A 26,404-nucleotide genomic window follows, 5' to 3' on the forward strand; every position below is an offset into this window, starting at 1 on the left:
GCGTCCCGGAGCTATGAACCCTGTGGGCCGGCCCGGCGAGGAGTTCTGCATGGAGTGCGGTCCCGACACCGGCCTCCACAGCGGAACGAACGACCGGGTCGCGTGCTGTCCGCGGTGTGGCTGGGAACGTCCTCTCGCCCGCCGTCCCGTCTTCGTCCTCACCGGCGCGAGCGGGGCGGGCAAGACCACGATCGCCGAGTCGCTCGCGGGGCGCCTCGAGGGCTGTGCGGTGTTCGACGTCGACCTCACCCTGCACGTGGCCGCGCTGGGCTGGGACGTGTGGCGCAACACCTGGTTGCAGCTCGCGCACGCCGTCGGCATGAACGGTCAGGCGACGTTGTTGTGCGGATCGGTGACCGCGGCACAGTTGGCCGGGCTGCCCGCTCGGATGCTGGTGGGCCCGGTCCACGAGGCCGTCCTCGACTGTCCCGACCACGAACTCGTCCGGCGGCTGTCCGCGCGGCCGACGTGGCGCGGCTCCACGACGGAGTGGATCGCCGAGCAGGTGCGCTGGGCCGCCGTGCTCCGCGCCGAGGCGGCGCACGGGTTCGACACCCACGGAATGGGACCGGATGCCGTGGCCGCCGGCGTCGCCGCCTGGGTGAACAGCGAACTCGCCACGGAGGCGGCCGCATGACCAGTCCCGAGACCGTCGACTGGGTGGGCCGCACCGCCGACGAGGTGATCGTCGAGGCCGACCGGCGCGCGCCGGGCCGGCCGATCGTCTGCGCGTCCGGGATCAGTCCTTCCGGACCGGTCCACCTCGGCAACCTGCGCGAGATCATGGTGCCGCACCTGGTCGCCGACGAGATCCGGCGGCGCGGCCGGGAGTGCGTCCACCTGCTGTCCTTCGACGACTACGACCGGCTGCGCCGGGTGCCGGCCGGCCTTCCGACGGCCTTCGCCGAGCACGTCGGCCGCCCGCTGTCCGCCGTACCCGACCCGTCCGGTGCGTACCCGAGTTGGGCCGAGCGGTTCAAGGCACCGCTACGGGCCGCCCTCGACGCGCTCGGTGTGGACGTACGCGAGGTCAGCCAGACCCAGATGTACACCTCCGGCGCGTACGCCGACCGGATCCTCGCGGCCCTGGACGCCCGGGCCCGCATCGACGCCATCCTCGCCCGCTACCGCACCCGTGAGCAGGCACCCGACCCGGACGCGCCGCTCACGACCGACCCGATCGCCGATCCGGCCGGACGCCTCTACTACCCCTACAAGCCCTACTGCGAGCGTTGCGGCCGCGACACCACCCAGGTCACGTCGTACGACGGACCGGCGGCCGAGGTCGACTACGCGTGCGCCGCCTGCGACCACCGCGGCCGCGTCCACCTGCGGGAGAGCAACAGCGGCAAGCTGGTCTGGAAGGTCGACTGGCCGATGCGGTGGGCCTACGAGGGCGTGACGTTCGAGCCGGCCGGGGCCGACCACTCCTCCCCCGGCTCGTCGTTCACCGTCGGCTCGGAGGTCGTGCGGGACGTCTTCCACGCGCAGCCTCCGGTCTACCTCGCGTACTCCTTCGTCGGGATCCGCGGCATGGCCAAGATGTCCAGCTCCGCGGGAGGCGTGCCGACCCCGGGCGACGGCCTGCGCATCCTCGAACCCGCCGTACTCCGCTGGCTCTACACCCGCCGGCTGCCCAGCCAGGCGTTCACCATCGACTTCGGCGCCGAGGTGGGCCGGCTCTACGACGAGTGGGACCGCCTGCACACGCGGGTACTCGAAGGCGAGGCCGAGCCGTGGGAGCAGATGGTGCTCGAACGCTCCACGACGACGAGGCGCGGCAAGCTGCCCGAGCCGCGGCGGCGGGTCTCGTTCCGGGTGCTCGCGTCGCTCCTCGACGTGACCGCCGGGGACGTCGGTCAGGTGCGGCGGATTCTCGGCACCCTCGACTCCGCCAGTGAGGGCGTGACCGTCGAGGACGTCGAGCCGCGCCTGTCCCTCGCGCGTACCTGGGTCGAGGAGCAGCTGCCGGCTCAGGAGCGGACCCAGGTACGGGTGGAGCCCGACGTCGAGCTGATCGCCGGTCTGTCCGACCTCGAACGCGCGTCCCTGCGGATGCTGGCGGACCGGCTGGACGCCGACTGGACGATGGAGGGCCTGACCCACCTCCTCTACGGCGTTCCCAAGCAGATACTCGGCCTGGCCGACGACGCGCCGCCGACACCGGAGCTGAAGCGGGCGCAGCGGGAGTTCTTCCGGCTGCTCTACCGCCTGCTGGTCGGCGCCGAACGCGGACCGAGACTGCCGACCCTGGTGCTGGCGCTCGGCCCGGACCGTGTTCGGCACCTGCTCGGCGATCCGCGGCCCTGACCGGCCCCATCGACCGACGAGGCTCGGCCGAGACGGTCCAACACCTGCGCCCTGACCTGCTGGGCGATCTCGGCGTAGCCAGGGGCGAGTTCGGCGTCGATGGCCCGCGACTCCGCGGCGCCGAGCACCACCCGGGCGCTCACGTGCCGTGGGCGCTCCGCGACCAGCTTCCACCGCAGATGCGTCGGCGGGTGCGTCTCGTCGATCCGCAGCTGGCGGTCTTCGGCCCGCCGGAGGTCGACCCGCTCCTGCGGGTCGAGGATGTTCCACAACGGCACACCGAGGGTGAGGACCGGGCGCCGGCGCAGACCGACGCGTCGCGCGCTCGCGTTGAACGCACCGTCCAGGACGATCCGGTCCAGCCGCGGGCCGCGCAGCTCGACCGTCACCGGTCGGGAACGCTTTCCGCTTCCTTCACGCGCGCGTCATCTGACCAATCCTGGCAAGTCGCTGGGCCTTGACGGGCAGGGTTCGTACCGTGGACTGGCGGGTTATCGAACGCTGCCAGGGAGGCACCGTGACCACCGTTGTAGACGTACCCCAGGTTCTGAGTGACGCAGAGATCACGCAGTTCTGGGAGCAGGGCTATGTCCTGGTGAAGGGGGCGATCTCCAAGGAGGAGGCCGCCTACTACCGGGACCACATTCTCGATCTCATCCCGCGCAGCCTCGAGATTCCTGAGCACTGGCACGCCTCCTCCGGGCGGATCAAGCCGATGCGGCCCGAGGGCGACCACACGTTCGACACGCCCGAGCTGCTGCCGCTGTGGGCGAACGAGAAGCTTTACCACGTCGCTGCCCAACTGCTGCAGTCCACCCGGTTGCGCGCCATGGACGGCTCGCTCGGGATCACCCTGCGCAACGACAGCGACCGAGACCGCGCGCTCAGCCAGACGCTGCACATCGACGCGTCGGTGCCGAGGGACGTCGACAACTTCCTCTTCACGCCGGAGGAGCTGCAGGTCGGCGGCTGCTACTACTTCACCGACGTTCTACCCGACGGTGGCGGCATCCACGTGGTCCCCGGCGGGCACAAGATCGTCGAGGAGGAGTCCCGCGCCCACCCACAGGGCCGGCACCTGCACCAGGACTGGAAGCGCATCACCCACCTGGAGAGCGTCGAGGTCACCGGTGAGGCCGGCGACTTCGCGCTGCTGCACCACCTGATGCCGCACGGGGCGTCCCACAACCGGCGGCCGATCCCGCGGGTGGCGCAGTTCCTGCGCTGGGTCCGCGAGGACCAGTCGCACGGTGCGGGCAAGGCGCCGGCGCCCGGGCGTTACGGCAAGCGCCAGCTCGACGCGGCCGGTCCGCTCGGCCGCAAGCTGCTCGGCGTCGACCCCTGGTAGGTCGACTTCGCGCCGCGCGACACCACGACGGGCCTGGTGCCGGCTCCTGCCGGCACCAGGCCCTTGTGCCCGTTCACCACATCGCCGTCCCTCGCACCCGCGTGAGAAGGGTTCGTGTACGTGAAGATCTCCCGTGCCTCCGTGATCGTGACCTCCCCCGGCCGCAACTTCGTCACCCTCAAGATCGAGACCGACGAGGGCATCCACGGCATCGGCGACGCCACCCTCAACGGCCGTGAACTCGCCGTCGCCGCCTACCTCGCCGAGCACGTCGTCCCGATGCTCGAGGGGCGCGACCCGGCCGACATCGAGGACACCTGGCAGCTGCTCTACAAGGGTGCCTACTGGCGGCGCGGTCCGGTGACGATGGCGGCCATCGCGGCCGTGGACATGGCCCTGTGGGACATCAAGGGCAAGGCGCTGGACACCCCCGTCTACAACCTGCTCGGCGGACGGTCCCGCACAGGAGTGCTCTGCTACGGCCACGCCTCCGGGCGCACCATCCCGGATGCCATCGAGAAGGTGCAGAGCCTGCAGGAGAAGGGGTACCGCGCGATCCGGGTCCAGTGTGTCGTCCCCGGCATCGACAACATGTATGGCACCCCGCGCGGTGAGACGGCCGGCCAGCGGCCCGACCTGCCCTTCGTGGAGGACGGCTGGGCCACCGAGAAGTACCTCCGCTTCGCTCCCCAGCTGTTCGCCGAGGTCCGCGACGCCATCGGCTACGACGTCCACCTGCTGCACGACGCGCACCACCGGCTGACCCCGATCGAGGCCGGCTGGCTCGGCAAGCGTCTCGAGGACTTCCAGCTGTTCTGGCTGGAGGACGCCGTACCCGCCGAACTCCAGGAGAGCTTCCGGCTGATCCGCCAGCACACCACGACACCGCTCGCCGTGGGTGAGGTCTTCAACTCCCTCATGGACTGCCACCAGCTGATCCGCGAGCAGCTCATCGACTACGTCCGGGCGACCGTCGTCCACGCCGGTGGCATCACGCACCTGCGCAAGCTCGCCAACTTCGCCGAGCCCTACCACGTGCGCACCGGCTGCCACGGCGCGGGCGACCTGTCCCCGGTGTCGATGGCGGCGGCGCTGCACTTCGGCATCTCGACCCACAACGCGGCGATCCAGGAGTACGGACACCACAGCGAGGAGACCCACGCGGTCTTCCCACACGCCTGGTCCTTCTCCGACGGCTACCTGCACCCCGGTGAGGCGCCGGGGCTCGGGGTCGACATCGACGAGGAGCTCGCGAGCCGCTACGAGTACAGCCGCAGCTACCTGCCGGTCAGCCGCAAGGTGGACGGCACGGTCGGCAGCTGGTGAGCCGCTCGCGCGCATGACGGTGGCCGTGTCGTGACCGTGACCGCGATCACGACACGGCCCTCGCGAGCAGGCGGGTCGGTACGTCGAAACCCCAGGCCGCGGCGAGCTCTCGCCACAGCTGTCCGCCCAGGTCCCACGCCGCCCGGTAGGCGGCCGTCAGCGCGGTCGGCTCGGACGGCACGCCGAGCGCACCGATCGCGGCGACCAGCTCAGCGGACAGGTCCGCCTCCGCGCACCGGGACGGCGTGAGCCAGCGTTCCGTCGCCCCCTCCCGCAGCCGGGCCATCCACAACAGGTACCGGCGTACGTGCGACAACGCGTCCTGCGCGCGTTCGTACTCACCGCGGCGGAGCACGTTGTGCCCGAGCACCCACCAGTTCGCGAACCGACCGCAGACCTCCGCCACCTCGGCGGCCGAGGTCGGCACCGGAGCGCGTTCTGGCAGCGCCGCGAGCGCCGGGACGAGCGTTCCGTCGTGGTCGAGCAGCACCATCCGCTCGAGCGGGGCGCCTCGGCTCGGCCACCCGCGTACGACGTCGACGTCGGAGGCGGGCCAGAAGTGCAGTTCGAGACGCACCAGGTCGTCATACACCGCGACCCAGGCGCCGAACTCGTTGTGGACCAGAAGGTCCGGCTCCGCCACCGCCGCGATCCAGGCGCGCGGGTCCAGTCCCGGTAGCGTGGCGTCGTCGACGAACGCCCAGTACTCCACGTCGGACCAGGCATCCCCCGCCCCCGCGGGCCGCGATCCGTACGTCAGCGCCGCCCGGATCCTCGGATCGGCGTCGAACGCCGAACGGAACGCACGGTCCAACCGGTCCTGGACGAGGTAGCCGTCGGCCGGGTCCTGGGGTGAGCTCATGGACCAAGTGTCGGCCCTCGGCACGACGCGACCTCAGCCCCGGGTCAGCCTCACCACGACGAAACCGCCGGCCGCCAGCCGGATCCGGCTGGGGTTGGAGACGGTGCGGGGCGGACGCCTCCCGGGCAGTTCCGTCAGCTCGATCCGGGTCACGTCGGCGCCGAACGTCAGGGTGGCGTGGGCGGGGGCGTCGTGGCTGTAGTTGGTGACGATCAGCGTGCGGGTCGCGGCGTCGGGCTCCGCCGCGAACTGGCCGATCACCACCGGCGCTCCGGTCGCCGCCTGGACCCAGGTGTCCGGCACGAACGCCGGCAGGCCGGCCGGTGGGCTCGGCACCGCGGTGACGCCGACGGACTGGCTGGTCAGGGGCAGGATCTGGGTGCCCGCCGCCTGCAGGGCGCGGTTGACGTCCTTCGCGGCGTACCACAGCGACGTCCGCTCGCCCTCGACCGTGACGAGCGCCGGCTCGAACGCCTCGCCTCGGGCCGGGTCGGGCGTCCAGTAGGTGAAGTACTGGATTCCCTTGTAGCCGTAGGCGAGACAGATCCCGACCTGCCAGCGCAACTCCGCCGCCGTCGGCATCCGGTGGCCGGCGTACTTGATGCTCTGGATGAAGACCCAGTACGGAATGCCGGCCTCCAGTCCTACCGTGCGGACGTCCTGGAGGTTGTCGAACCAGTTCGGGTCGTCGCCGCCCAGCAGCAGGGGGTAGCGGTCGAAGGACACCATGGACGGCGCGACGACGCGGACGAACTCCCGTGCGTAGGTGATGTCGTTGGACGGCAACAGGTTGACGTAGGGCAGTGCCTCCGGGGCAAGCTCCCGCATCGCCGCGACGTACTTCGCGAGCGTCGCGAACTTCGGGCTGCTCGGCTCGTCGAACAGGTTGATCCCGGCGAAGGCGGGGCCCGGGTAGCGCGGCAGTGCCCGGCGTACCCCCTCGCGCGCTTCGGCGTCGCTCAGCATGAACGGCGCGTCGGGTGCGCCGCCCGCGTCGAAGGTGTGGGTGAGGACGCTGAGTTCGGAGTCCACCGGGATGAAGTCGAGCCCGGCCCGCTCCGCCGCCGCCAGCGCCCACTGGCTGATGGGGACGTCGTTCAGGTAGTTGCCGCCGAGCACGAAGGTGAAGCCGGCCTCGGCGATCTCGCGGTAGCGGGCGTCGTTGGTGGCGAAGGGATGCGGCGGCCACCACATGCCGATCGGGTAGCGGTCCCCGGACAGGATCCGTGGCGTCACCGTCGACGCCCGGTCGGCACCGCTCGCGCCTCCAGACGTCCGCGGCATCGCCGCGCCCCCCTCGGACCTCGGCTGGGTGGCGGCCTGTGCGGTGCTCTCGCCGAGGGCGCCGAGGGCCATGCCAGCGCCGGCCAGGGTCATCAGGCCGCGCCGGGTCAGGCTGGAGTGGCCGAGTGACTCGCCGACGTCGTGGGTGGGCACACCGGGTGGACGAGGTTCCATGACGACCTCCTGGCAGCAGGGAAGTTTCCAAACCGCTCGGCGTCCGTGCCGCCTTGAAAACTAGTACCCCGTCCCTACCCGTTCCCGGATGTGACCTACACCGGCCCGATCCGGGCCGGCAGCGGAGGGCCCGGCGACCGCACCACTCACTCGGTCGACAGCACGCGCCGCTCTTCGGTGGTCCGTACGTCGGCGAGCAGGGCCTCGGCCTCCGCCAACCATTCGGACAACCCCAGGCTCGCGGCCTGACCGGCACACAGTGCCCCCGCCCGCACGGCGAAGTCCGGCGGAGCACCGGACAGCCGGGCGGCGCTCGCGACGAGCCCCTTCTCGTTGGTCACCCAGCGGCCGGCCCGGGCGTGCAGGGCGTGGGCCATGATTCCGACGGCGTGGACGACGCACATCGCGATGTACGCCGCGTCGCCTCGTGCCGCGGCCTTACGACCGACGGCGAGGCTGAAGCCCGCCTCCCACAGCCAGCGAAGGAAGGCCTCGCGCAGGGGTTCGGGATAGCTCGCGGCCGCGTCCTTGAGCCGGCCGATCTCCCCGCGCGGGTCGGCGAGGATCGTCCCCATCGCGACCTCACCGACGTAGGCCGTAGTGAGGAAGCCGAACGGATGGCCGGCCTGGTGGTGCAGGGAGAACTCGCCGCGGCGCGCCCGGTCCCACTCGTGCTCCACCCGCGTGAGGTCGCGCAGGATCCAGTCGACGGGACCGACCTCGGTGTCGAGCCACGCGCCACCGTTGACCCACGGGCCCCACCCACCTGGTTCGGCGACCTCGGTGGGCCGACCGGTCATCCGGGTGGCCAGGGTTCGGAGTGCCTCGACGTCGAGCGGCCCGCGGTAGTAGACGCCGAGGTCGAGGTCGGAGAGCGCGTCGGCCGTACCGCGGGCATGGCTCCCGCCCAGGACGACGCCGACCACACCCTCGACGGTGGAGAGTTCGCGCGCGTGGACCCGGGCTACGGCCAGCAGGTCCAGACGTTCACTCACCCGCGGGGACCTTCTCGTCCCTGCCCTGTCGGCCGCCGCCCTGCTCCTCGCGCACGTTGGCGATGATCCGGCGCTCGGCGAAGAACGCCGCGAAGGGGACCGTGCCGGCCAGCATCACCAGGACGATCCGCACCGGCCGCCACCGCAGGGAGAAGCCGAGAAGCAGGACAATCACGACGTATGCCATGTAGAGGTAGCCGTGCAGCTGCCCGACGATCATGGTCGGCCCCGGTGTGTCACCGAAGTACTTCAGCGGCATCGCGATGAGCACGAGCGTGAGGAGGACGACACCGGTGACGTACGACATGACCCGGTAGGCCTTCAGCAACGGCATGGGACGAACCTCGTGATCTGGCGCGACCGTCAGGGGACCCCGCCTGCATATCACGACTGTCACGGGCAACCCGTCCCCGGCCTCCCGTGGCGGGCCGTGTCCGCCGACCGTGTCGGCCTGCGGGTGGCGCGGAAAATCCCTTTCCCCGGTGCGGCGGCCGCGGTTACGATGGCGGGCTGACAAAACCCCCCGGATCCGCACCCGCCGGGGTCATATCCGTGACATCGACGCCGCCTACCCCCGGTCATCACTGACTTCGGGGGATCTTCGCGTGCCCGCACCAAGCGAGGGCCTTCGATGCCTTCGCTGCTCACTCGTGCCCAAGACGCGCACCCCCGCGCCTCTGCCCTCCCTCAGTTCCTCCCTCAGTTCCTGCCTCAGTTCCTGCCTCAGTCCCTGGCTCGGTCCCTGGCTCGGTCCCAGCCCTTGGCCCTGTCTTCGCCCTGGGCCCTGTCCGGCACGCCCGCACGAAAGGAGCCGACTCCACATGAGGGTCTATGCCGCGATCGCGTGGCGTACCTTCCGACGCTTCTCGACCTACCGTGCCGCCACCGTCGCGGGAGTCTTCACCAACACGGTCTTCGGCTTCATCATGGCGTTCACCTACATCGCCTTGTGGAAGGCCAGACCGAACCTCGGTGGCTACGACGTCCAGGACGCCGTCACCTACGTCTTCCTCGGCCAGTCGCTCGGGATGATCGGCGCGCTCTGGGGCGGCGGGTTCAAGGAGGAACTCGCCGAACGCATCCGCAGCGGCGACATCGCCGTCGACCTGTACCGGCCGGTCGACCTGCAGGCGTGGTGGCTGGCGAGCGATCTCGGCCGCGCGGCGTTCCACCTGCTCGGTCGGGGCATCCCGCCCACCCTGATCGGCGCGTTCGCCTTCTCGCTGCACCTGCCCGCGGATCCGCTGACCTGGGCGGCGTTCCTGCTCTCCGTCCTGCTCGGCGCGGTCGTCTGCTTCTCGATCAACTACCTCTTCACGCTCTGCGGCTTCTGGCTGATGGACACCCGCGGAGTGCACCAACTGGCCGGGGTGCTGGCCATGTTCATGTCCGGCATGCTGCTCCCGCTCAACATCTTTCCCGGCTGGCTCGGCGACATCGCGAGGGTGCTCCCCTGGTCGTCCGCGCTGCAGATCCCCGCCGACATCTTCCTCGGCAAGCACCGCGGGCTGGACCTCCTCCAGGCGTTCGCGTTCCAGGCGACGTGGGCCCTGGTGCTGTGGCTCGCCGGACGGCTGCTCACCAGGCTCGCGACCCGTCAGGTGGTGGTCCAGGGTGGCTGACGGCCTGCGCGCGTATCTCCTCATCGCCGCGATGTGGATCCGCTCCACGATGGTCTACCGCGCGTCGTTCCTCATGCTGACGGCCGGCCAGTTCGTCGTCACCGGGCTGGACTTCGTGGCCATCTTCATCATGTTCGCCCACACCAGCGAACTCGGCGGGTTCAGCCTCCCGGAGGTCGCGTTCCTCTACGCCACGTCCGGCATCTCCATGGGGCTCGCCGACCTCCTGGTCGGGACCACCGAGCGCCTGGGCCGCCGGATCCGGGACGGCTCCCTCGACGTGATGCTGATCCGCCCCGTACCCGCGTTCGTCCAGGCGGCCGCGGACGACTTCGCGCTCCGCCGGCTCGGGCGGATCACCCAGAGCGTCCTGGTCTTCGGCTGGGCGATCGCCGCGCTCGACCTGCACTGGACGTGGGACCGGGTGCTCCTCGTCCCGGTCATGCTCGCGTGCGGCACCGTCATCTTCTGCGCCATCTTCGTGCTCGGCGCGGCGTTCCAGTTCGTCGCCTCCGACGCGGCCGAGGTCACGAACGCCTTCACCTACGGCGGCAACTTCCTCACGCAGTTTCCGCCGACCATCTTCGCGAAGGACCTGGTGCGGGCGGCCACGTTCGTCGTGCCGCTCGCGTTCGTCAACTGGCTGCCGGCCCTGCACATCCTCGACCACGCCGACCCGCTCGGCCTGCCGAAGGCGTTCCAGTTCGCCTCGCCGGTCGCGGCTCTCCTCATCGCTCTCGCCGCCGGTCTCGCCTGGCGGCTCGGACTCCGCAGTTACCGCAGCACAGGGAGCTGACCATGACACCCATCGACCGCGACGCTGTCCATCCAGACGCTGTCCCGACGGACGCCTCCAACTCTGTCCGCCCCGCCGTTGCCAGCCCCGCCGTTGCCCACCCCGCCGTTGCCCACCCCGATGCTGCCCGCCCCGGCCCCTTCGGCTCCACCGACGGCGCGCCGGTGATCGAACTTCGGGACGTCGAGAAGACCTTCGTCGTACGTCGCCGGGTGGGTCGCTTCCGGCGCGCGCGCACGGAGGTCCGTGCCGTGGCGGGGCTGACGTTCCAGGTCGGCCACGGCGAGATGGTCGGCTACATCGGTCCGAACGGCGCCGGCAAGTCCACCACCATCAAGATGCTGACCGGCATCCTCGTTCCGAGCGGCGGCGTACTGCGGGTCGCCGGTGTCGAACCCGCCCGCGAGCGGCTCCGGCTCGCCCGCCGGATCGGTGTCGTCTTCGGCCAGCGGACGACGCTGTGGTGGGACCTTCCGCTGCGCGACAGTTTCGGGTTGCTGCGCCGTATCTACAAGATTCCCGACGCCCGCTTCCGCGAGAACCTCGACCGTTTCGTCGACCTGCTCGACCTCGGCCCGCTGCTCGAGGTACCGGTCCGGCAACTCTCGCTGGGCCAGCGGATGCGGGGCGACATCGCCGCCGCCCTCCTCCACGACCCGGACGTGCTCTACCTGGACGAGCCGACGATCGGTCTCGACATCGTGAGCAAGGTGAAGGTGCGGGAGTTCCTGCGTGACCTCAACCGGACACGGGGAACGACGATCCTGCTCACCACACACGACCTGACCGACATCGAACAGCTGTGCTCGCGGGTGATGGTCATCGACCACGGTCGCGTCATGTACGACGGGAGTCTCGACGGCCTGCACAGCATCGGCGAGAGCGAGCGCACGTTGGTCGTCGACCTCGCCGAACCACAGCCGGCGATCGAGGTCGCGGGCGCCACCGTCGTGCGGGTCGACGGTCCACGTCAGTGGCTCGCCTTCCCGGCGGCCGCGAGCGCGGCACCACTCGTCGCCGCCATCGCCGACCGCTATCCACTCGCCGACCTGTCCATTCAGGAACCCGCGATCGAGTCGGTGATCGCCCGGATGTACGCGTCAAGCTCCGTCTGACCGCGCATCCCGAAACCTCGTCGACGTGGCTGAGGCGCACGGAGGCTCCGAGCACGGGCGCACTGTCCGGAGCTGGTCGTCGGGTTTCGAGGACGTGCGTGCGCGCCCGCGAAACCCGAGGTGGACGGCCCGCCGCCGTCGTCAACACGCACTTGCGGCGGGTTGGGTGTCCGACAGTTGATCAAGCCGACTGCGCAGAGCGGGCGTTGTCCTACCATTCGTGACCATTGGTGAAAGGCGGACGGATCACGAACAACCGAACCCTGGCCCTGATGTATTCTCCGCTGCACTTGGGGGGTGGGGAGGAGCAGCAGAATGCCTGGACGTCATGCTGCCGCTGAGGCGCGTCCTCGTCGCCGCGGCCGTAGTCTCGTCATCCTCGCCGTCGTCTTGGCACTTCTCGTGCCTACGGCTGCCTACATCGGTATTCGGGAGTTCGGTCCCGCCGCGGCTGAGCAGGCCGCTTCCTGTCAAGGCTCCTTGCGCATCCACGTCTCGGCGGCGCCCGAGATCGCCGGTTCGCTGAAGAGCATCGTCGAACGCGTCGACCAGGCGAAGGTCTCGGTTGACGGAGCCTGCGTGGCGTTCGACGTCAGCGCGGAGAGCCCCCGTGACGTCTTCACCCGGTTGTCCGGTGGCGACTCCACCGACATCCCTGACCTGTGGGTGCCAGACACCTGGGAGTGGGTGTCCCGTACCGGCATCGCGCAGGACCGACTGCTCTCCCTGAGCCCGTCGGTCGCGAGCTCGCCGCTCGTCCTCGCGACGACCCAGAGCGACGCCGAGAACCTCGGCAAGAACGCCGACAACTGGTCCACGCTCGCCACCGCCGGCAACATGGCGCTCGCCGACGCGGAGAAGTCCGGCGTCGCGCTGAGCGCTCTTCTCGGCATTCGGCGATCGCTTTCCGGCACGCCCGAGGAGGCCCGGTCCACGCTCGGCACGATCCTGCTCCGGCTCAACAAGGACCGGGTCGACGACCTCGACGTCGAGCTCGACCAGGCCAGCCGCGAGAACGGTCTGCGGCATGGCGTGCCCGCGACCGAGCAGCAGGTACTCAGCTACACCAAGGAGAACGCCGGGGCCGACCTGGTTCCGGTGGCACCGAAGAACGGCACCGTCCTCCTCGACTATCCCCTGGTCGCGGTCGTACAGGACAAGGCTCGCGCACCGCGGATCATCGAGGCCGGCGCCACCCTCATGCGCTACGTCGACGACGCGAAGGGGCGCGCGGCGTTCCGCAAGGCCGGGTTCCGGGACTACCGCGACCTCGCGCCCGCGAGCCAGGGCGAGGGCGTCGGCGAGGTGAAGGCGCTCCCACCGGTCACCCTGCAGGACGCCGACGACGTACTCCGCAGCTGGGCGGCGATGAGCCTGGAGTCCAGGCTCCTGGCGGTGGTCGACGTCTCGGGCTCGATGGCCGCCGCGGCCGGAAGCCGCAACCGCATCGAACTCGCCCGCGACGCGGCCGGGACAGCGTTCTCCTACTTCCCTGACAAGGGAGAGGTCGGCCTGTGGGCGTTCTCGGAGAACCGCAACGGCAACCGTGACTACGTCCAGCTCTCTCCCACCGGGGCGCTCACGCCGAAGCACCGTGGGGAGCTGAAGAACGCGCTCGACAAGCTGCCCGGCCAGATCCGAGGCGGCACCGGCCTCTACGACACCTTCCTCGCCGCCTACCGGACCGCCCAGAGCGGCTTCGACTCCAGCCGGGTCAACAGCCTGGTGCTGCTGACCGACGGCCGGGACGAGGACAGTGCCGGCATCTCGATGAACCAGCTCATCAGCACGCTGAAGACGGAGGCCGACGCCGCCCGACCCATCGCGGTGATCCTGGTCGGTATCGGACCGGAGGCCGACCTCGCCGCTCTGCAGCAGATCGCCAACACCACCGGTGGCCGCGCCTACCGCGCGAAGAACGCCACCGACATGGAGGACATCATCATCGACGCGCTGCTGCGCCGGCAGTGCGGCAGCGCGTGTAGCTGACCGGGACTTCGGCGCCGAGCCGCACCGCGGTCGGCGCCGAAGCCACCCCTCTACCAACCGGCCTTGGCCGCGCGCGCCTCGTACAGCAGGATCGCCGCGGAGACCGAGACGTTGAGCGAGTCGGCGGTCCCGAGCATCGGGATCGAGACCGCGGTGACCTTCCGGTCGTACCACTGCGGCGGGAGGCCCTGGCCCTCCGAACCCACCACGACCGCCGTCGGCCCACGGCGAAATCCGCACGCCCGGTAGGTGAGTGTCGCCTGCGGATCGGCCAGGAAGATCTCGAAGCCGCGGCTCTCCAGCCACTCCGCGGCCTGTGCCGACCCGGGGAACTCCACGATCGGTGTGGTCAGCACGGTCCCCCGGCTCGCGACGAACACTCGCGGATGGGTCAACCGCACCTGCCGGCTGGTCACCAGCAGGCAGTCCGCGTGACACGCGTCGGCGGTGCGGATGAGGGTACCGAGGTTGCCGGCGTACTCGATCCCGTCGACCACCAGCACCAGCGAGGACTCGTCGACCGGCACGTCCGCCGCGTCCCACCGTGGCAGCCGGGCGACCGAGATCAGGCCGTCGGGCCTGGCGCGCGCGGTGAGCCTGGCGAGAACCTTCGGTGAGATCTCGTACGCCGTCTCGGCCATCGCCGACATCCGTTCGGCACAGTCCCGGACGCGGTCACTTCGGCAGATGTCCGGGCACCACAGGAAGGTCTCGACGAGGGTGCCGGCCCGGGCGAGCATCTCGTGCGCCCACACTCCTTCGGCGACGAGCAGGTGGTCGTCCGCGGCGCCGTTCCTGGCGAGGGAGAGGACCTGGCGGACCCGGGGATGATGCAGTCCGACACGTTGCGAGGCCATGACGGGACTCCCAGCGGGAGGGGTCGCTGCATGCGATGGGCACGGCGACCGGAGGACGCGAGGGTTGTGCACAGCACCGGCGGGCGCCAGTGCGCCGCCGGGCGTGGTGGTGTCGCACCTGACCTGCCAGGGTCAGGCAGCTACCCTCGCCGAAGCTCCATGCCGCAGACCCTAGAGCGCCTCCGCCGGTCGGGTCACCCGGTTTTCGACCGGTGAGGTCGGCGGTGAAGATAGGGACATGAGTCTCTCCGCCCGGCGACCGGGCAGCACCGTACGCGTGCGCGTGCAGGAGGTGGACGGCCGCTCCGTCCGCCACCGCGACGACGTGGTGGCGACCGAGGAGCCACTGGAGATCCGGGTCGGCTGGCCGGGTACGCCCCCTCGGTCGTTGGTCGTCACCATGCGGACCCCGGGTGCGGACTTCGAGCTCGCCGCGGGTTTCCTCAGCTCCGAGGGCCTGCTCCCTTCCGCGGACGACGTCGTACGCCTCGCCTACTGCTCCGACCCGACGTTGCGCGCCGAACAGCGCTACAACGTCGTGACCGTCGACCTGGCCCGTCCGCTCCGCGAGCACCCCACGGCGCGCTACGGCGCGGCGACCAGCGCGTGCGGCGTGTGTGGCAAGGAGAGCCTGGACGAGCTAGAGCTCCGCGGATGCCACCCGCTCCCGCCGGGCCCGGTTCTCGATCCGGCCACGTTGTGCGCCCTGCCCGACCGGCTTCGAGCCGCCCAGGACCTGTTCAGCCGTACCGGCGGGCTGCACGCGGCCGGTCTGTTCAGCGCGGACGGTCAGTTGCTGCGGGCGCGGGAGGACGTCGGACGCCACAACGCCGTCGACAAGGTGGTGGGCTGGGCGCTGCTGGAACGCAGGCTCCCCCTGACCGACCACGTGCTGGTGACGAGCGGTCGGGCGGGGTACGAGATCTGCCAGAAGGCGCTGGCCGCCGGGATCCCGTTCGTCGCTGCGGTCGGGGCGCCGTCGAGTCTCGCGGTCGACCTGGCGGCGACGTTCGGGATGACGCTGGTGGGCTTCCTCCGCGGCGAACGTTACGTCGTCTACACCCGACCCGACCGACTCTCCGACTGAGTCCCCACGGCCTCCAGGGGTACCGGTGGGCCGACCCGGAAGAGCAGCTGCGTGCACGTCTGGTCGACCTGCCGCGGGCGGAGCTGTCGAACCTCGACCGGCCCGGTGGCCACCTCCGCGACCACCTGCGGCCAGAACCGCCGTGCCGGCGCGTTCCGATCGAAGAACTCCAGCCGCCACGCGCCCGGGTAGCGCCGGAGCAGGGCGTGTGCGGCCGCGCGTCCGACTCCCCGGCGCCGGTGCGCGCGCAGGACGAAGAACTCCGCCACCTGGTTCATCCTGTCGTCGGCGTGGTGCCTCATCAGGGCGAAGCCAGCGATCTGCCCACCGGCCGTGACGAACAGCGGCTCGTGGCCGACCTCGACGAAGTAGTGGTCGAGGTAGTTGTAGGTGTAGGTGCCATGCGGGGAGAGCTCCAGCTCACAGAACTCGCTGAAGTCGTGGAGGTAGAACTGCAGCAGGTTCGCGAGCACGGGCTTGTGCCTGTCGGTGACCCGGACCAGCGCGACGACATCGCTCACTCAGCCACTTTAGGGCGAGCCGCGAGCGCAGACACCCGGGGCATGTCACCCCCGGATGGACCGCGAGTCAGGCGGGACCGGTGAAACGGACCCTAGATCCGGACGACGCGGGCACCGGGAACCGTGCCGACGTACCGGTCGGGTGCACAGGTCAGCAGGATCACCTGCCCGGTGGTCCCGGCCCGGGCGAGCAGCGCGCCCATCGCCTCGAGCCGGGCCGGGTCGGACCAGCCGAGCGCGTCGTCGAGCACCACCGGAACACCGCTGCCGTCCACCGCGGTCAGCCCGGCGATGGCGAGCCGGACGATCGTCGCGAGCTGTTCGCGCGCTCCCGTCGACAACGACGACACCGGAAGGCGTAGCCCGTCGATGACCCGGGCCTCGACCTCCAGGTCGTCCCCGAGTGCCACTCCGAAGGACGAACCGTGCACCACCCGACCCAGGGCGTCGATCCGCGCGCGCAGTGGAGCGGCGTAGCGACGGCGAGACTCTGCCCGGTGCCGCTCGAGTGTGTCCCGGAGGCGACTCGCGGCGGCCGCCCGGCGGGCCAGGGTGTCGTGGTGTTGCTGGGCGTGGGCGAGATCGGCGTTCGCCCGCTCCACGGCGGAGGCGAGACCCTGGGCACCGGCCATCTCCAGCCTGCCCTCGACCAGTCGGAGCTCGTCCTGGAGTTCCTCGACCTGGCCGGCGAGCTGTTCGCGCAGCCGCGTCGCCTCGATCAACCGTTCGTCGAGCAGGTCGACGCCGCTCGCGGACATGGCGTCGGCGGCCTGCGCGAGTTCGGTCGCGATTCCCTCGGCCTCGGCCGCGGCCTTGCGGACCGCCTCGGCGAGGGTGTCGTCGGCGCGCTCCTCGCGGGCGAGCAGCAGGCTCGTGCGAGCGTCGTCACAACGCTCGACCGCCTGCTCGGCACGGACCCGGGTCTCGGTCGCCTCCTCCCGCGCGGCTTCGAACTCCTTGCGAACGGCGGCCTCGGCGGTCTCGGCATCGGTCGACACCTGGGTCGCCGCGGACTCCTCCTCCTGGGCGCGGACGAGTGCGGTACGGGTGGCCTCGATGGTGTCGGGCACCGGCGGCTCGACCATCGCGTCCCCGGCCGCATCCTCCGCCGTGTCCTCGGCGGGGTCCCCCGCCGCGCTCACGGGTTCGACGGCCCCGGCGACGCGTGCCGCCAGGACGTCGCGTTCGGCGATCAGCTCCTCGAACGTGCGCCCGTCGAGGCGTCGGGTCAGCGTCTCGCGCGCACCGGCGAGGGCTCGTTCGGCCTCGACGCGGGCGCGACCGGCCCGGCGGACAGCCGCGATGTCGGCCTGGCCGAGTTCGGCGAGGAGCCGGCTCTCCGTGTGCTCGGCCCGCGCACACGCCGCGGCGAGTTCGGCGGCCCCCGCGCCAGGACGCACGGTCAGCTCCACCAGATCACCCACGCGTACGGTCGTGTCGCGTTCGACGACGACCTCGGCGGGAGACTCGGCGGACTCGGTGAGCCCGTCGAGTGGCTCGCCGGCCACCTCGATCTCACCGGGGCCGAGCCGGCGTACGACGAGCGTGGGCGATCCAGCGGTCAGCGCCGCCTGGGCCGCGAGGACCTCCAGGTGGGCGGCCTCCGCCGCCTCCACGGCCACCGCGTCGACCGGGGAGCGTTGCAACGCGGCCGCGGCCTGGTGTTCCTGGGACCGCGCGTCCTCGACAGCGGCGAGCCGCGCCTCGAGTTCGGTCAGGTCGGACCGGTCGCGCAGTCGGGTGAGGTGCACGTCGAGGCTGCGTACGACGGCCCGCTGGGTGGCGTGCTCCTGCCGCGCGGCGTGCAGCCGGGTCGTGGCTGCCTGCCATTCCCGCTCGGCGGTGTGCAGGGTGAGGCGGGCGCGGCGGGCCGCCTCGAGGGCGGTGGTGGCCGCCTCCTCCCGCTGGCGCACCTCCCCGACCAACGTCTCGCGGCGTTCGCGTTCGCCACCGGCCGCGTCGAGGTGCTGGGTCGCGAGCTCGGAGTCGCGGCGGAGGCGTTCGACCTGACCGATGAGCTCGTCCGCGGCGTGCCGCCGGCTCTCGAGTTCGGCGACGCGCAGCCGTTGCTCGGCGAGCCGGGTGGCCAGCGTGCCGCGGTCCCGACCGAGCCGCTCCGCCCGGGTGACGTCCTGTTCGACCTCGGCCAGCCCGGCCGTGGCCTCCTCGAGGCGGGCCTGCTGCTCGTCCCTGCGGGTCACGGCCTCCGCGTAGTCTCCGGTCGGCCGGCCGGTGCGGGTGAAGTAGCGGAGGTACTCGGTCTCGACCGCCGTCACGAGCGGGACGGACGCGCCATGGTCGACCTCTCCACCGGCGGCCTCGTCCAGGGCGGTGAGCACGGCCGCGACGGATCCGGCCGCGGGCACCGCGAGGGCATGCTCCTGGCCGACCACGAGGGCGGTCCACAGGGTCTGGTCGACGTGCTCGCGGAAGAGTCGGACGGCCTCGTCATGGGCCTCACGACCGGTCCAGGTGCGCCCGTCCGGCTCCGTCCGCAGCTCGGTGGCGCGCTGCCGGAACCACTGCTTGCGATAGTGGACCCTGGTCTCGCCGAGGGTGACCTCCGCCTCGACCTCACTGCCGACGTCACGCCCGACCGGCTGGACCGACCGCAGCTTCGCCGCCTTGGAGTCGTCCGGCAGCTCGAAGAGCAGGGCGAGCGCCTCCAGCAGGCTGGACTTGCCGGTCTCGTTGTCGCCCACCACGACGGTGACGCCGGTCTCGTCGAAGGTGAGCTCCCGCTCGACGACGCCACGGAAGTCGCGCATCGCCAGCCGGTGCAGTCTCACGCCGCTCCCCCGGCCAGCCGGTGCAGGAGCGCGAGCGCGTCGGCCGCGCTGGCGGCGTCGTCGGTGCCGCTCGCCACCGCGAGGCGAAGCTCCTCCATCGCCGCCCGGGCGGGACCGCTCACGGGTAGATGGTCGAGCGCCGCGTCATCGGGGGTCACCCCGACGTCCCAGTGCCGGTTCCAGCGCTGGATCGCGGCGTAGACCTCCTGCTGGGCGTCGACCAGCATCTCCAGCCGGGTCAGGCCGGAGACCGAGAGGGTGCCGCGGACGCCGAGGCGTACGACGGTCCGGGTCTTGTCGGGCTGCTCACCGAGCCAGGAGGCGAGGCTGTCGAGGGACTCGTCGCCGTCGACCTCGACGACGCGGGACAGCAGCCGCCAGGTGCCGACGCGTTCGGGGGTGACGGTGCGGGCCGAGGCGTCCGTGCCATGGCGAAGCTCCACCACCAGCACCTCGCCGGGATGGTCCTCCTCGGGCCGCGTGGGCTCCGGCGTCCCGGCGTACCAGATCCGGCCCGAGTCGCCCACGGAGGTGAGGGAGTGCCGGTCCCCGAGGGCGGCGTAGTGGATCCGCCCCTCGGCGATGGCCCGCTCCAGCGCCTCACGTCGGATCAGCGCGGGCTCGTCGAGGTCGGGCGCGAGCGAGTCGACCTGGCCGTGTCCGACGACAACCCGCAGCACACCCGGAGCCGGTGGGTCGGACGCGACCTCGGCCAGCGGGTCGGCCAGTGGCCTGCGGGTACGCCACGGAGCGCCCACCACCTCCACGCCGTCGACCGGTCGCCGCGGGGTGGTGTCGCGGAGCACGTCGACATGCTTGGGCAGGTGGGCGGCCAGGGTCGGGCTCGTCCACACCGATCCCGGCTCGAGCGAGTCGTGGTTGCCCGGTAACAGATAGACCGGGCACGCGATGCCTCGCAGCGCCTCACAGGCACGCAGGACGACCTGGCGGTCGACCTGGTTGGCGTCGAAAACGTCGCCGGCGACCACGACGAAGGCCGCTCCGGTCCGGGCAGCGACCGCGCCGATGCGTTCGATCGCGTCAAGCCGCGCCTGCCCGTAACGGGCCTGGGCCTCCGGGCCGAGAAAGCGACGCATCATCCCGAGCTGCCAGTCACCGGAATGCAGAAACCTGACCCCCGCACCTGCCGGCGGGTGGGGAACACTCGTGGTGGACGTCACGACCATGGTGATCAGCACGCTAGCGGGGGCCGCCGACACCCGACTCGCCGCCACGCCCACGACTGGTGATCTCGGTCCTGGGAAACTTGGGCCATGCCAGAGCCGGACGGTCCCACCACCCGCACACCGGACCGTGACGCGACGAACGGTCGCACCACGATCGCCGTCGTCGACCTCGACGGTGTGCTGGCCGACGTACGCCACCGCCTCCACCACCTCCAACGCCATCCCAAGGACTGGGCCGCGTTCTTCGCGCGGGCGGAGTCGGACCCACCGCTGGCGGAGGGCTTCGCGGTCGCCCGCGAACTCGCCGAACGCCACCAGGTGGTCTACCTGTCGGGGCGGCCCGAGCGCTGCCGCGCCGCCACCGAACGCTGGCTGACCAGGTACGACGCCCCCGTGGGCAAGCTGATCCTGCGACGTGACGGCGACCGTCGTCCGGCCCGCCGGACGAAGCTCGGTGAGCTGTCTCGGCTCGCCGACAGACACGACGTGGTCGTCATCGTCGACGACGATCCCGCGGTCTGCGCGGCGGCCAGGGAGGCCGGATTCCCCGTCTTCGAAGCCACCTGGGGCCGCGACGACGGAGCGGCAAACCAGGTGCGGACACGAACGCTGTTCGACGCGCAGGAGAACGACGGTCGCACATAAGTGCGGCCGCGGCTCGTCCACGGATCGAAACACCGGTAGGCCCTGCCACGGTCATCAAACGGCCATCGCGAGATTGACGAATCGTTGCGATCCAGTTGTTAACGAAACGATCACGTCGTACAGTCAGTCCCGGTCGCGCCGAGATGGGGGCGGCTACGACCCGCTTCGCCTAACTCCGCCCGGCGGTTGTCGTCACAGCCGAAAACTTCGTTCGGGCGGAGACGGAGGAACCACTTACGGATCCCCCTGCATGGGGTCCTGGGGTGAAGCCGCTACGGCGGCCGGGCAATCCTCTCGCCCGAATCCGACAGCTCACTCCGCAGGCGACGAGAGGGAACGGATCAGCATGCCCTACAAGGCAAAGCATCGAGGGAAGAGTCGATCCCGCGCTGTCGCCAAGCGAGTCACCCAGACCGCGGCGGTCACCGGTGTCGCGGCCGCGGTTCCCGTCGTCGGGCTCACCGCCACGGCCAACGCCGCCACAGTCGACACCTGGGAGCGTCTCGCCCAGTGTGAGAGCAGCGGCAACTGGAGCATCAACACCGGCAACGGCTTCTACGGCGGACTGCAGTTCACCCGGTCGACCTGGCGCGCGTTCGGCGGCCTGAAGTACGCCTCCCGCGCCGACTACGCCACCAAGTCCGAGCAGATCGCGATCGCCGAGAAGGTGCTCGACGGTCAGGGCTGGGGTGCCTGGCCGGCCTGCTCGAGCAAGCTCGGCCTCGGTTCGAACGACAAGGGCGGCGACCCCGGTTCGCCGCCGAGCCGCACGCAGGAGCGCCAGCGTGACGACTCGAGCTCACGCGCCACCCGCGGTTCGGAGCGGCCGAAGCTCAAGACCGTGAGCACCAAGACGACGAACCGGAAGGTCGCCGCGGGTGCGACCTACATCATCCGGGCCGGCGACTCGCTGTCCACGATCGCCCAGGCCCAGAACGTCGAGGGTGGCTGGCGAGCGCTGTGGAAGCTCAACCGCAGCCTGGTCGGCGGCAACCCCAACCTCATCTTCCCCAACGAGAAGATCCGTCTGAGCTGACCGTTCCCCCCCCCCGTCAGCGACGAGGAAGCGCCCCACCTGTGCGCACAGGTGGGGCGCTTTCGTGTCCACGGACGACCACGTCCGGATACGACTCCCCCACCGACTTCGCGGACCTGGGCCCGAGTCGCACGTCGACCTCTGCGCGGTCAGGTGTCCCGGCACGCAGAATGAGATGTCGACGTTTCGCCGTCCGTGTTTCGCGATCTCTCTGGCGTCGAGATCCGCGGCGTGCTGACATTGACAGTGGCGAAGCGACACAGTTCCGAACCGATGCCGAACCCGTCGAGTCCCGGCCCGGCTCAGTACGCGGGACAGATCCGGAAGGGTTGTTGATCCGTTGACGACGCAGGCCGGGACCTCCGTCCCCTACGCACTCACCCGGCTCGGCGTCATCATGTCGCCAGAGCCCGACAACGAGTTCGAGACCGAGGGCGTCCTCAATCCGGCCAGCGGACGCACCCAGGACGGCCGCCTGCACCTACTGCCCCGGCTGGTCGCACAGGGCAACGTCTCCCGCGTCGGGCTCGCCGAGGTCACCTACGCCGACGGCGTACCCCACGGTGTCGTCCGCCGGGGCATCGCGCTCTCCCCCGACGAGGGGTGGGAACGCGGCCTGAACAACGCCGGCGTGGAGGATCCGCGCGTCACCTGGGTACCGAGCCTCGGCCTGCACCTGATGACCTACGTCGCCTACGGCCCCCTCGGTCCCAAGCTCGCCCTCGCGGTGTCCGACGACCTGCTCACCTGGCACCGGATGGGGCCGCTGCACTTCGAGTACCAACCCGACCTCGACACCGACCTGAACCTCTTCCCCAACAAGGACGCGGTCTTCTTTCCCGAAGCCGTACCCGGTCCGGACGGTGAGCCGGCATACGCCATGCTGCACCGACCGATGTGGGACCTCGGTTGGTTCCGCCCCGGCGAGGGCGTCCACCTCCCCGCGGGTCTGGAGGACGAGCGGCCGGGTATCTGGGTCTCCTACGTGCCGGTGGCCTCGGTCGATCGCGACCTCCGGGCTCTCGTCCATCTGCACGACCATCAACTCGTCGCGCTGTCGGCGTACCCGTTCGAGGAGCTGAAGATCGGCGCGGGCCCTCCTCCCCTGCGGGTCGACGAGGGCTGGCTGCTGATCCACCACGGGGTGAGCGGCCACATCCCGCCGGGGTGGGACCCGCGAACCCAACAGGTGACCTACGGCGCGGGCGCGATGCTGCTCGACCCACTCGACGTCACCCGGGTGCTGGCCCGCACGTCCGAACCTGTCCTGGTGCCAGAGACCGACGACGAGCGCACCGGCACGGTCGCCAACGTCGTGTTCCCGACCGCGATCGAACGTGTCCACGGCCAGGCCTACGTGTTCTACGGCATGGCGGACGCGCGGATCGGTGTCGCCCGGCTGGACCCTACGACGTAGTGCCGGCCGCGGTGTGTTCTCCTTCGCCCCGGCGTTGGCAAAATACGCGACGTGTGCGGACCGGCGCCCGCTAGGCTCGGGCCCGTGCCGCAGAAGATCGATCAGGACTTCCTCAGCCTCCCGCTCCGCACACTTGCCGACGCCGCACTCGCCCGGGCGCGTGAGCTCGGTGCCGAGCACGCAGACTTCCGGCTCGAGCGCATCCGGGTGCAGAACCTCTCCCTCCGCGACGCCAGGTTGGAGGGCAGTCACGACGGCGAGGACACCGGCTTCGCCGTCCGGGTCATCCACGCCGGTACCTGGGGATTCGCCGCGAGCGTCGTCCTCACCCCGGAGGAGGCCGCGCGGGTCGCCGAGCGGGCCGTCGAGGTGGCGCGCGTCGCGGCCGGGATGAACGCCGAGCGCATCGAACTCGCCGACGAGCCGGTCTACGACAACGTGACGTGGGTGTCGCCCTACGAGGTGGACCCGTTTTCGGTCGGTGAGGCCGAGAAGGTCGAGCGCCTCGCCGAGTGGAGCCGGCGACTGCTCGCGGGCGACGGCGTTGCCCACGTCGGCGCCACGCTCCGTCAGGTCAAGGAGCAGAAGTTCTACGCCGACAGCCACGGCACGGTGACGACCCAGCAGCGGGTCCGGCTCAACCCCGACGTCGAGGCCTACGGCAGCGATCCCGAGTCGGGCCGGTTCGACTCGATGCGGGTCCTCGCTCCCCCGGTCGGTCGGGGTTGGGAATACCTCAGCGATCCCGGCTACGAGTGGGACAACAAGCTCGCCGAACTGCCCGAGCTCCTGGTCGCCAAGCTGAAGGCGCCGACGGTGGAGGCGGGCACCTACGACCTGGTCGTCGATCCGTCCAACCTCTGGCTCACCATCCACGAGTCGATCGGTCACGCGACCGAGCTCGACCGTGCGCTCGGCTACGAGGCCAACTACGCGGGTACGTCGTTCGCCACGCCCGACAAGCTCGGCACCCTGAAGTACGGCTCGGAGTGCATGCACATCACCGGTGACCGCACGGTCGAGCACGGCCTGGCCTCCATCGGCTGGGACGACGAGGGCGTCGCGAGCCAGTCGTGGGACATCGTGAAGGACGGCGTCCTCGTCGGCTACCAACTCGACCGCCGGATCGCCCGCTCCTTCGGCTACGAACACTCCAACGGCTGTGCGTTCGCCGACTCCTCCTCCCACATCCCGGTGCAGCGGATGGCGAACGTCTCGCTCGCCCCGGCGGAGAACGGCCCGTCGACGGAGGAGCTGATCGCGGGTGTCGAGCGCGGCATCTACGTCGTCGGCGACCGGTCCTGGTCCATCGACATGCAGCGCTACAACTTCCAGTTCACCGGCCAGCGCTTCTACCGGATCGAGAACGGCCGGCTCGCCGGACAGCTGCGAGACGTCGCCTACCAGGCGACCACGACCGACTTCTGGGGTTCGATGGAGGCGGTGGGCGGCCCGCAGACCTGGGTGCTCGGCGGCGCCTTCAACTGCGGCAAGGCCCAGCCCGGCCAGGTCGCACCGGTGAGTCACGGCTGCCCCTCGGCACTGTTTCGAGGTGTCCGCATTCTCAACACGACGCAGGAATCAGGACGGTGACCAGTCCCTTGAGCAGTGAGCTGACTCTTCAGGAGACCGTCGAGCGCGCGCTGGCCCGGTCCAAGGCCGACGGGTGCGTCGTCATCGCCACCGAGTCGTCCAGTGCCAACCTACGCTGGGCCAACAACACCCTCACCACCAACGGCGTCATGCTCACCCGGTCCCTGACCGTGGTCGCGAGCGTGGCGGGCGGCAGCGGTGTGTCCTCCGGCGTCATCACCCGCAGCGTGACCACGAGCGACGAGATCGACGCGGTGGTTCAGGCCGCGGAGGACGCCGCCCGCGACAACGTCTCGGCCGAGGACGCCCGCCCGCTCATCGAGGGAGACGCGGCCGCCGACTGGGCCGAGCCACCGGCACAGACCTCCATCCGGCTCTTCGACACGTTCGCGCCCGCGCTCGGCGACGTGTTCGGACGCGCCCGCGGCGACGGCACCCATCACTACGGGTTCGTCGAGCACAACCTCACCACCACCTACCTCGGCTCCTCGACCGGACTCCGGCTGCGGCACGTCCAGCCGACCGGTTACGTCACGATGACCGGGAAGTCCGCCGACCTGACCCGTTCGGCGTGGGTCGGTCAGGCGACCCGGGACTTCGCCGACGTCGATGCCACCGCCCTCGGCGCCGAACTCGACCGGCGGCTTGGATGGTCGAAGCGCAGGATCGAGCTCCCCGCCGGCCGTTACGAGACGCTCATGCCGCCCACGGCGGTCGCCGACCTGATGATCTACGCGTACTGGACCATGTCGGCTCGCGACGCCCAGGACGGGCAGACCGTCTTCTCCAAGCCCGGTGGCGGTGGTACGCGGGTCGGCGAGCGTCTGTCCCAGACCCCGCTGAACCTGCGTTCCGACCCCACCTACCCCGGCCTGGAGTGCGCGCCGTTCGTCGTGGCGCACGCGTCCTCGAGCGCGCAGAGCGTGTTCGACAACGGACTGTCACTCGGCACGACCGACTGGATTCGCGACGGCGAACTCTCCGCTCTCGCCACCACCCGCCACTCCGCCGGCCTCACCGGGCTACCGGTGACGCCCTACGTCGACAACCTCATCCTCGATGTTCCCGACGGGCCGGCCTCGATCGACGACCTGGTGGCGAACACCGAGCGCGGGCTGCTCCTGACCTGCCTGTGGTACATCCGCGAGGTCGACCCGCAGACGCTGCTCCTCACCGGGCTGACCCGGGACGGTGTCTACCTCGTCGAGGGCGGCGAGGTGGTCGGTGAGGTCAACAACTTCCGGTTCAACGAGAGTCCGGTCGACCTGCTCGGCCGCTTCGCCCAGACCGGTGCGACGGTGCCGGCCTTCTCCCGCGAGTGGGGCGACTACTTCCCGCGGGTCGCGATGCCGGCGCTGCGGGTGCCCGACTTCAACATGTCGAGCGTCAGCCAGGCGAGCTGAACGCCGCACCTCGACCCCTCGACCCCTACCCCCGACCAGACGACGACA

Annotated in this window: 23 protein-coding genes and 1 riboswitch; of the genes, 14 read left to right on the forward strand and 9 right to left on the reverse strand. The window is 70.8% G+C overall.

The genetic code is table 11. From position 1 onward, the window contains the following. Positions 1 to 13 precede the first annotated feature (13 nt). Entirely contained in the window at positions 14 to 637 is a 624-nt protein-coding gene (locus HEB94_RS36190) for a DEAD/DEAH box helicase family protein (protein WP_192754006.1), read from the forward strand. Further along, on the forward strand, positions 634 to 2,310 hold the full coding sequence (gene lysS, locus HEB94_RS36195) for a lysine--tRNA ligase (protein WP_192754007.1): 1,677 nt from the start codon (positions 634 to 636) through the stop codon (positions 2,308 to 2,310). Before HEB94_RS36190 ends, lysS begins: the two co-directional genes overlap by 4 nt. Here the strand turns inward: lysS and HEB94_RS36200 are convergent. After that, positions 2,205 to 2,699, reverse strand: coding sequence for a M48 family metalloprotease (locus tag HEB94_RS36200; protein ID WP_192754008.1), 495 nt, complete (start codon positions 2,697 to 2,699; stop codon positions 2,205 to 2,207). The two genes, lysS and HEB94_RS36200, sit on opposite strands and share 106 nt — an antisense overlap. Positions 2,700 to 2,827: 128 nt before the next feature. Between HEB94_RS36200 and HEB94_RS36205 the strand changes: the two genes are divergently transcribed. Both HEB94_RS36205 and manD read left to right on the forward strand, forming a co-directional pair. Beyond that, a complete protein-coding gene (locus HEB94_RS36205) occupies positions 2,828 to 3,658 on the forward strand; it encodes a phytanoyl-CoA dioxygenase family protein (protein WP_192754009.1) in 831 nt (276 codons plus the stop codon). Between the two features lie 120 nt (positions 3,659 to 3,778). After that, entirely contained in the window at positions 3,779 to 4,984 is a 1,206-nt protein-coding gene (gene manD, locus HEB94_RS36210) for a D-mannonate dehydratase ManD (protein WP_192754010.1), read from the forward strand. A 46-nt stretch (positions 4,985 to 5,030) separates the two neighbouring features. Here manD and HEB94_RS36215 read toward each other — a convergent pair whose 3' ends face one another. The 4 genes from HEB94_RS36215 to HEB94_RS36230 form a co-directional block, all read right to left on the reverse strand. Further along, entirely contained in the window at positions 5,031 to 5,846 is an 816-nt protein-coding gene (locus HEB94_RS36215; RefSeq protein ID WP_192754011.1) for a hypothetical protein, read from the reverse strand. A 33-nt stretch (positions 5,847 to 5,879) separates the two neighbouring features. After that, a complete protein-coding gene (locus HEB94_RS36220; RefSeq protein ID WP_192754012.1) occupies positions 5,880 to 7,304 on the reverse strand; it encodes a hypothetical protein in 1,425 nt (474 codons plus the stop codon). 146 nt (positions 7,305 to 7,450) lie between these two features. Next, positions 7,451 to 8,299 (reverse strand): nucleotidyltransferase domain-containing protein, encoded by an 849-nt coding sequence (locus HEB94_RS36225; protein ID WP_192754013.1) that lies wholly within the window; start codon positions 8,297 to 8,299, stop codon positions 7,451 to 7,453. Beyond that, complete coding sequence (locus HEB94_RS36230; protein ID WP_192754014.1) at positions 8,292 to 8,633, reverse strand: DUF3817 domain-containing protein; 342 nt, start codon at positions 8,631 to 8,633, stop codon at positions 8,292 to 8,294. Before HEB94_RS36230 ends, HEB94_RS36225 begins: the two co-directional genes overlap by 8 nt. A 487-nt stretch (positions 8,634 to 9,120) precedes the next feature. Between HEB94_RS36230 and HEB94_RS36235 the strand changes: the two genes are divergently transcribed. The 4 genes from HEB94_RS36235 (at position 9,121) to HEB94_RS36250 (ending at position 13,821) form a co-directional block, all read left to right on the forward strand. Further along, positions 9,121 to 9,921, forward strand: a complete 801-nt coding sequence (locus HEB94_RS36235; RefSeq protein ID WP_192754015.1) for an ABC transporter permease — start codon at positions 9,121 to 9,123, stop codon at positions 9,919 to 9,921. Continuing rightward, entirely contained in the window at positions 9,914 to 10,717 is an 804-nt protein-coding gene (locus HEB94_RS36240; RefSeq protein WP_337918155.1) for an ABC transporter permease, read from the forward strand. Before HEB94_RS36235 ends, HEB94_RS36240 begins: the two co-directional genes overlap by 8 nt. Before the next feature lie 2 nt (positions 10,718 to 10,719). Then, positions 10,720 to 11,832, forward strand: coding sequence for an ABC transporter ATP-binding protein (locus HEB94_RS36245; protein ID WP_192754016.1), 1,113 nt, complete (start codon positions 10,720 to 10,722; stop codon positions 11,830 to 11,832). 315 nt (positions 11,833 to 12,147) lie between these two features. Next, positions 12,148 to 13,821: a VWA domain-containing protein gene (locus HEB94_RS36250; RefSeq protein WP_192754017.1), complete on the forward strand. Its 1,674-nt coding sequence runs from the start codon at positions 12,148 to 12,150 to the stop codon at positions 13,819 to 13,821. A 50-nt stretch (positions 13,822 to 13,871) separates the two neighbouring features. Here HEB94_RS36250 and HEB94_RS36255 read toward each other — a convergent pair whose 3' ends face one another. After that, the gene (locus tag HEB94_RS36255) at positions 13,872 to 14,678 is read right to left on the reverse strand and encodes a TrmH family RNA methyltransferase (RefSeq protein WP_192754018.1); all 807 of its coding nucleotides are present in this window, start codon (positions 14,676 to 14,678) and stop codon (positions 13,872 to 13,874) included. Between the two features lie 238 nt (positions 14,679 to 14,916). On the opposite strand from HEB94_RS36255, the gene fdhD reads away from it, so the two are divergent. Further along, positions 14,917 to 15,765, forward strand: a complete 849-nt coding sequence (gene fdhD, locus HEB94_RS36260; protein ID WP_192754019.1) for a formate dehydrogenase accessory sulfurtransferase FdhD — start codon at positions 14,917 to 14,919, stop codon at positions 15,763 to 15,765. Here the strand turns inward: fdhD and HEB94_RS36265 are convergent. The 3 genes from HEB94_RS36265 to HEB94_RS36275 all read right to left on the reverse strand — a co-directional run bounded on the left by HEB94_RS36265 (position 15,735) and on the right by HEB94_RS36275 (position 20,256). Further along, a complete protein-coding gene (locus tag HEB94_RS36265; protein WP_192754020.1) occupies positions 15,735 to 16,286 on the reverse strand; it encodes a GNAT family N-acetyltransferase in 552 nt (183 codons plus the stop codon). The two genes, fdhD and HEB94_RS36265, sit on opposite strands and share 31 nt — an antisense overlap. A gap of 92 nt (positions 16,287 to 16,378) precedes the next feature. Further along, positions 16,379 to 19,075, reverse strand: a complete 2,697-nt coding sequence (locus HEB94_RS52935; RefSeq protein ID WP_192754021.1) for an AAA family ATPase — start codon at positions 19,073 to 19,075, stop codon at positions 16,379 to 16,381. After that, positions 19,072 to 20,256: a metallophosphoesterase family protein gene (locus HEB94_RS36275; protein ID WP_337918156.1), complete on the reverse strand. Its 1,185-nt coding sequence runs from the start codon at positions 20,254 to 20,256 to the stop codon at positions 19,072 to 19,074. The genes HEB94_RS52935 and HEB94_RS36275 overlap by 4 nt, the downstream gene beginning before the upstream one ends. Positions 20,257 to 20,349: 93 nt before the next feature. Between HEB94_RS36275 and HEB94_RS36280 the strand changes: the two genes are divergently transcribed. From HEB94_RS36280 to HEB94_RS36300, 5 genes are all read left to right on the forward strand, one after another. Further along, positions 20,350 to 20,907: a phosphatase domain-containing protein gene (locus HEB94_RS36280; RefSeq protein WP_238361728.1), complete on the forward strand. Its 558-nt coding sequence runs from the start codon at positions 20,350 to 20,352 to the stop codon at positions 20,905 to 20,907. 186 nt (positions 20,908 to 21,093) lie between these two features. Beyond that, positions 21,094 to 21,247, forward strand: a riboswitch (cyclic di-AMP (ydaO/yuaA leader). Between the two features lie 6 nt (positions 21,248 to 21,253). Then, positions 21,254 to 21,943 carry a LysM peptidoglycan-binding domain-containing protein gene (locus HEB94_RS52940; RefSeq protein WP_273377077.1) on the forward strand — a complete coding sequence of 230 codons (690 nt, stop codon included), beginning with the start codon at positions 21,254 to 21,256 and terminating at the stop codon, positions 21,941 to 21,943. A 340-nt stretch (positions 21,944 to 22,283) separates the two neighbouring features. Then, the gene (locus tag HEB94_RS36290; RefSeq protein WP_238361729.1) at positions 22,284 to 23,360 is read left to right on the forward strand and encodes a glycoside hydrolase family 130 protein; all 1,077 of its coding nucleotides are present in this window, start codon (positions 22,284 to 22,286) and stop codon (positions 23,358 to 23,360) included. An 84-nt stretch (positions 23,361 to 23,444) separates the two neighbouring features. Then, positions 23,445 to 24,953, forward strand: a complete 1,509-nt coding sequence (locus HEB94_RS53865) for a metallopeptidase TldD-related protein (protein WP_192754024.1) — start codon at positions 23,445 to 23,447, stop codon at positions 24,951 to 24,953. After that, a complete protein-coding gene (locus HEB94_RS36300; protein WP_192754025.1) occupies positions 24,950 to 26,356 on the forward strand; it encodes a metallopeptidase TldD-related protein in 1,407 nt (468 codons plus the stop codon). Before HEB94_RS53865 ends, HEB94_RS36300 begins: the two co-directional genes overlap by 4 nt. Positions 26,357 to 26,404 lie beyond the last annotated feature (48 nt).

The organism is Actinopolymorpha pittospori (assembly GCF_014873875.1).
In the GTDB taxonomy this organism is placed as follows: Bacteria; Actinomycetota; Actinomycetes; order Propionibacteriales; family Actinopolymorphaceae; genus Actinopolymorpha; species Actinopolymorpha pittospori.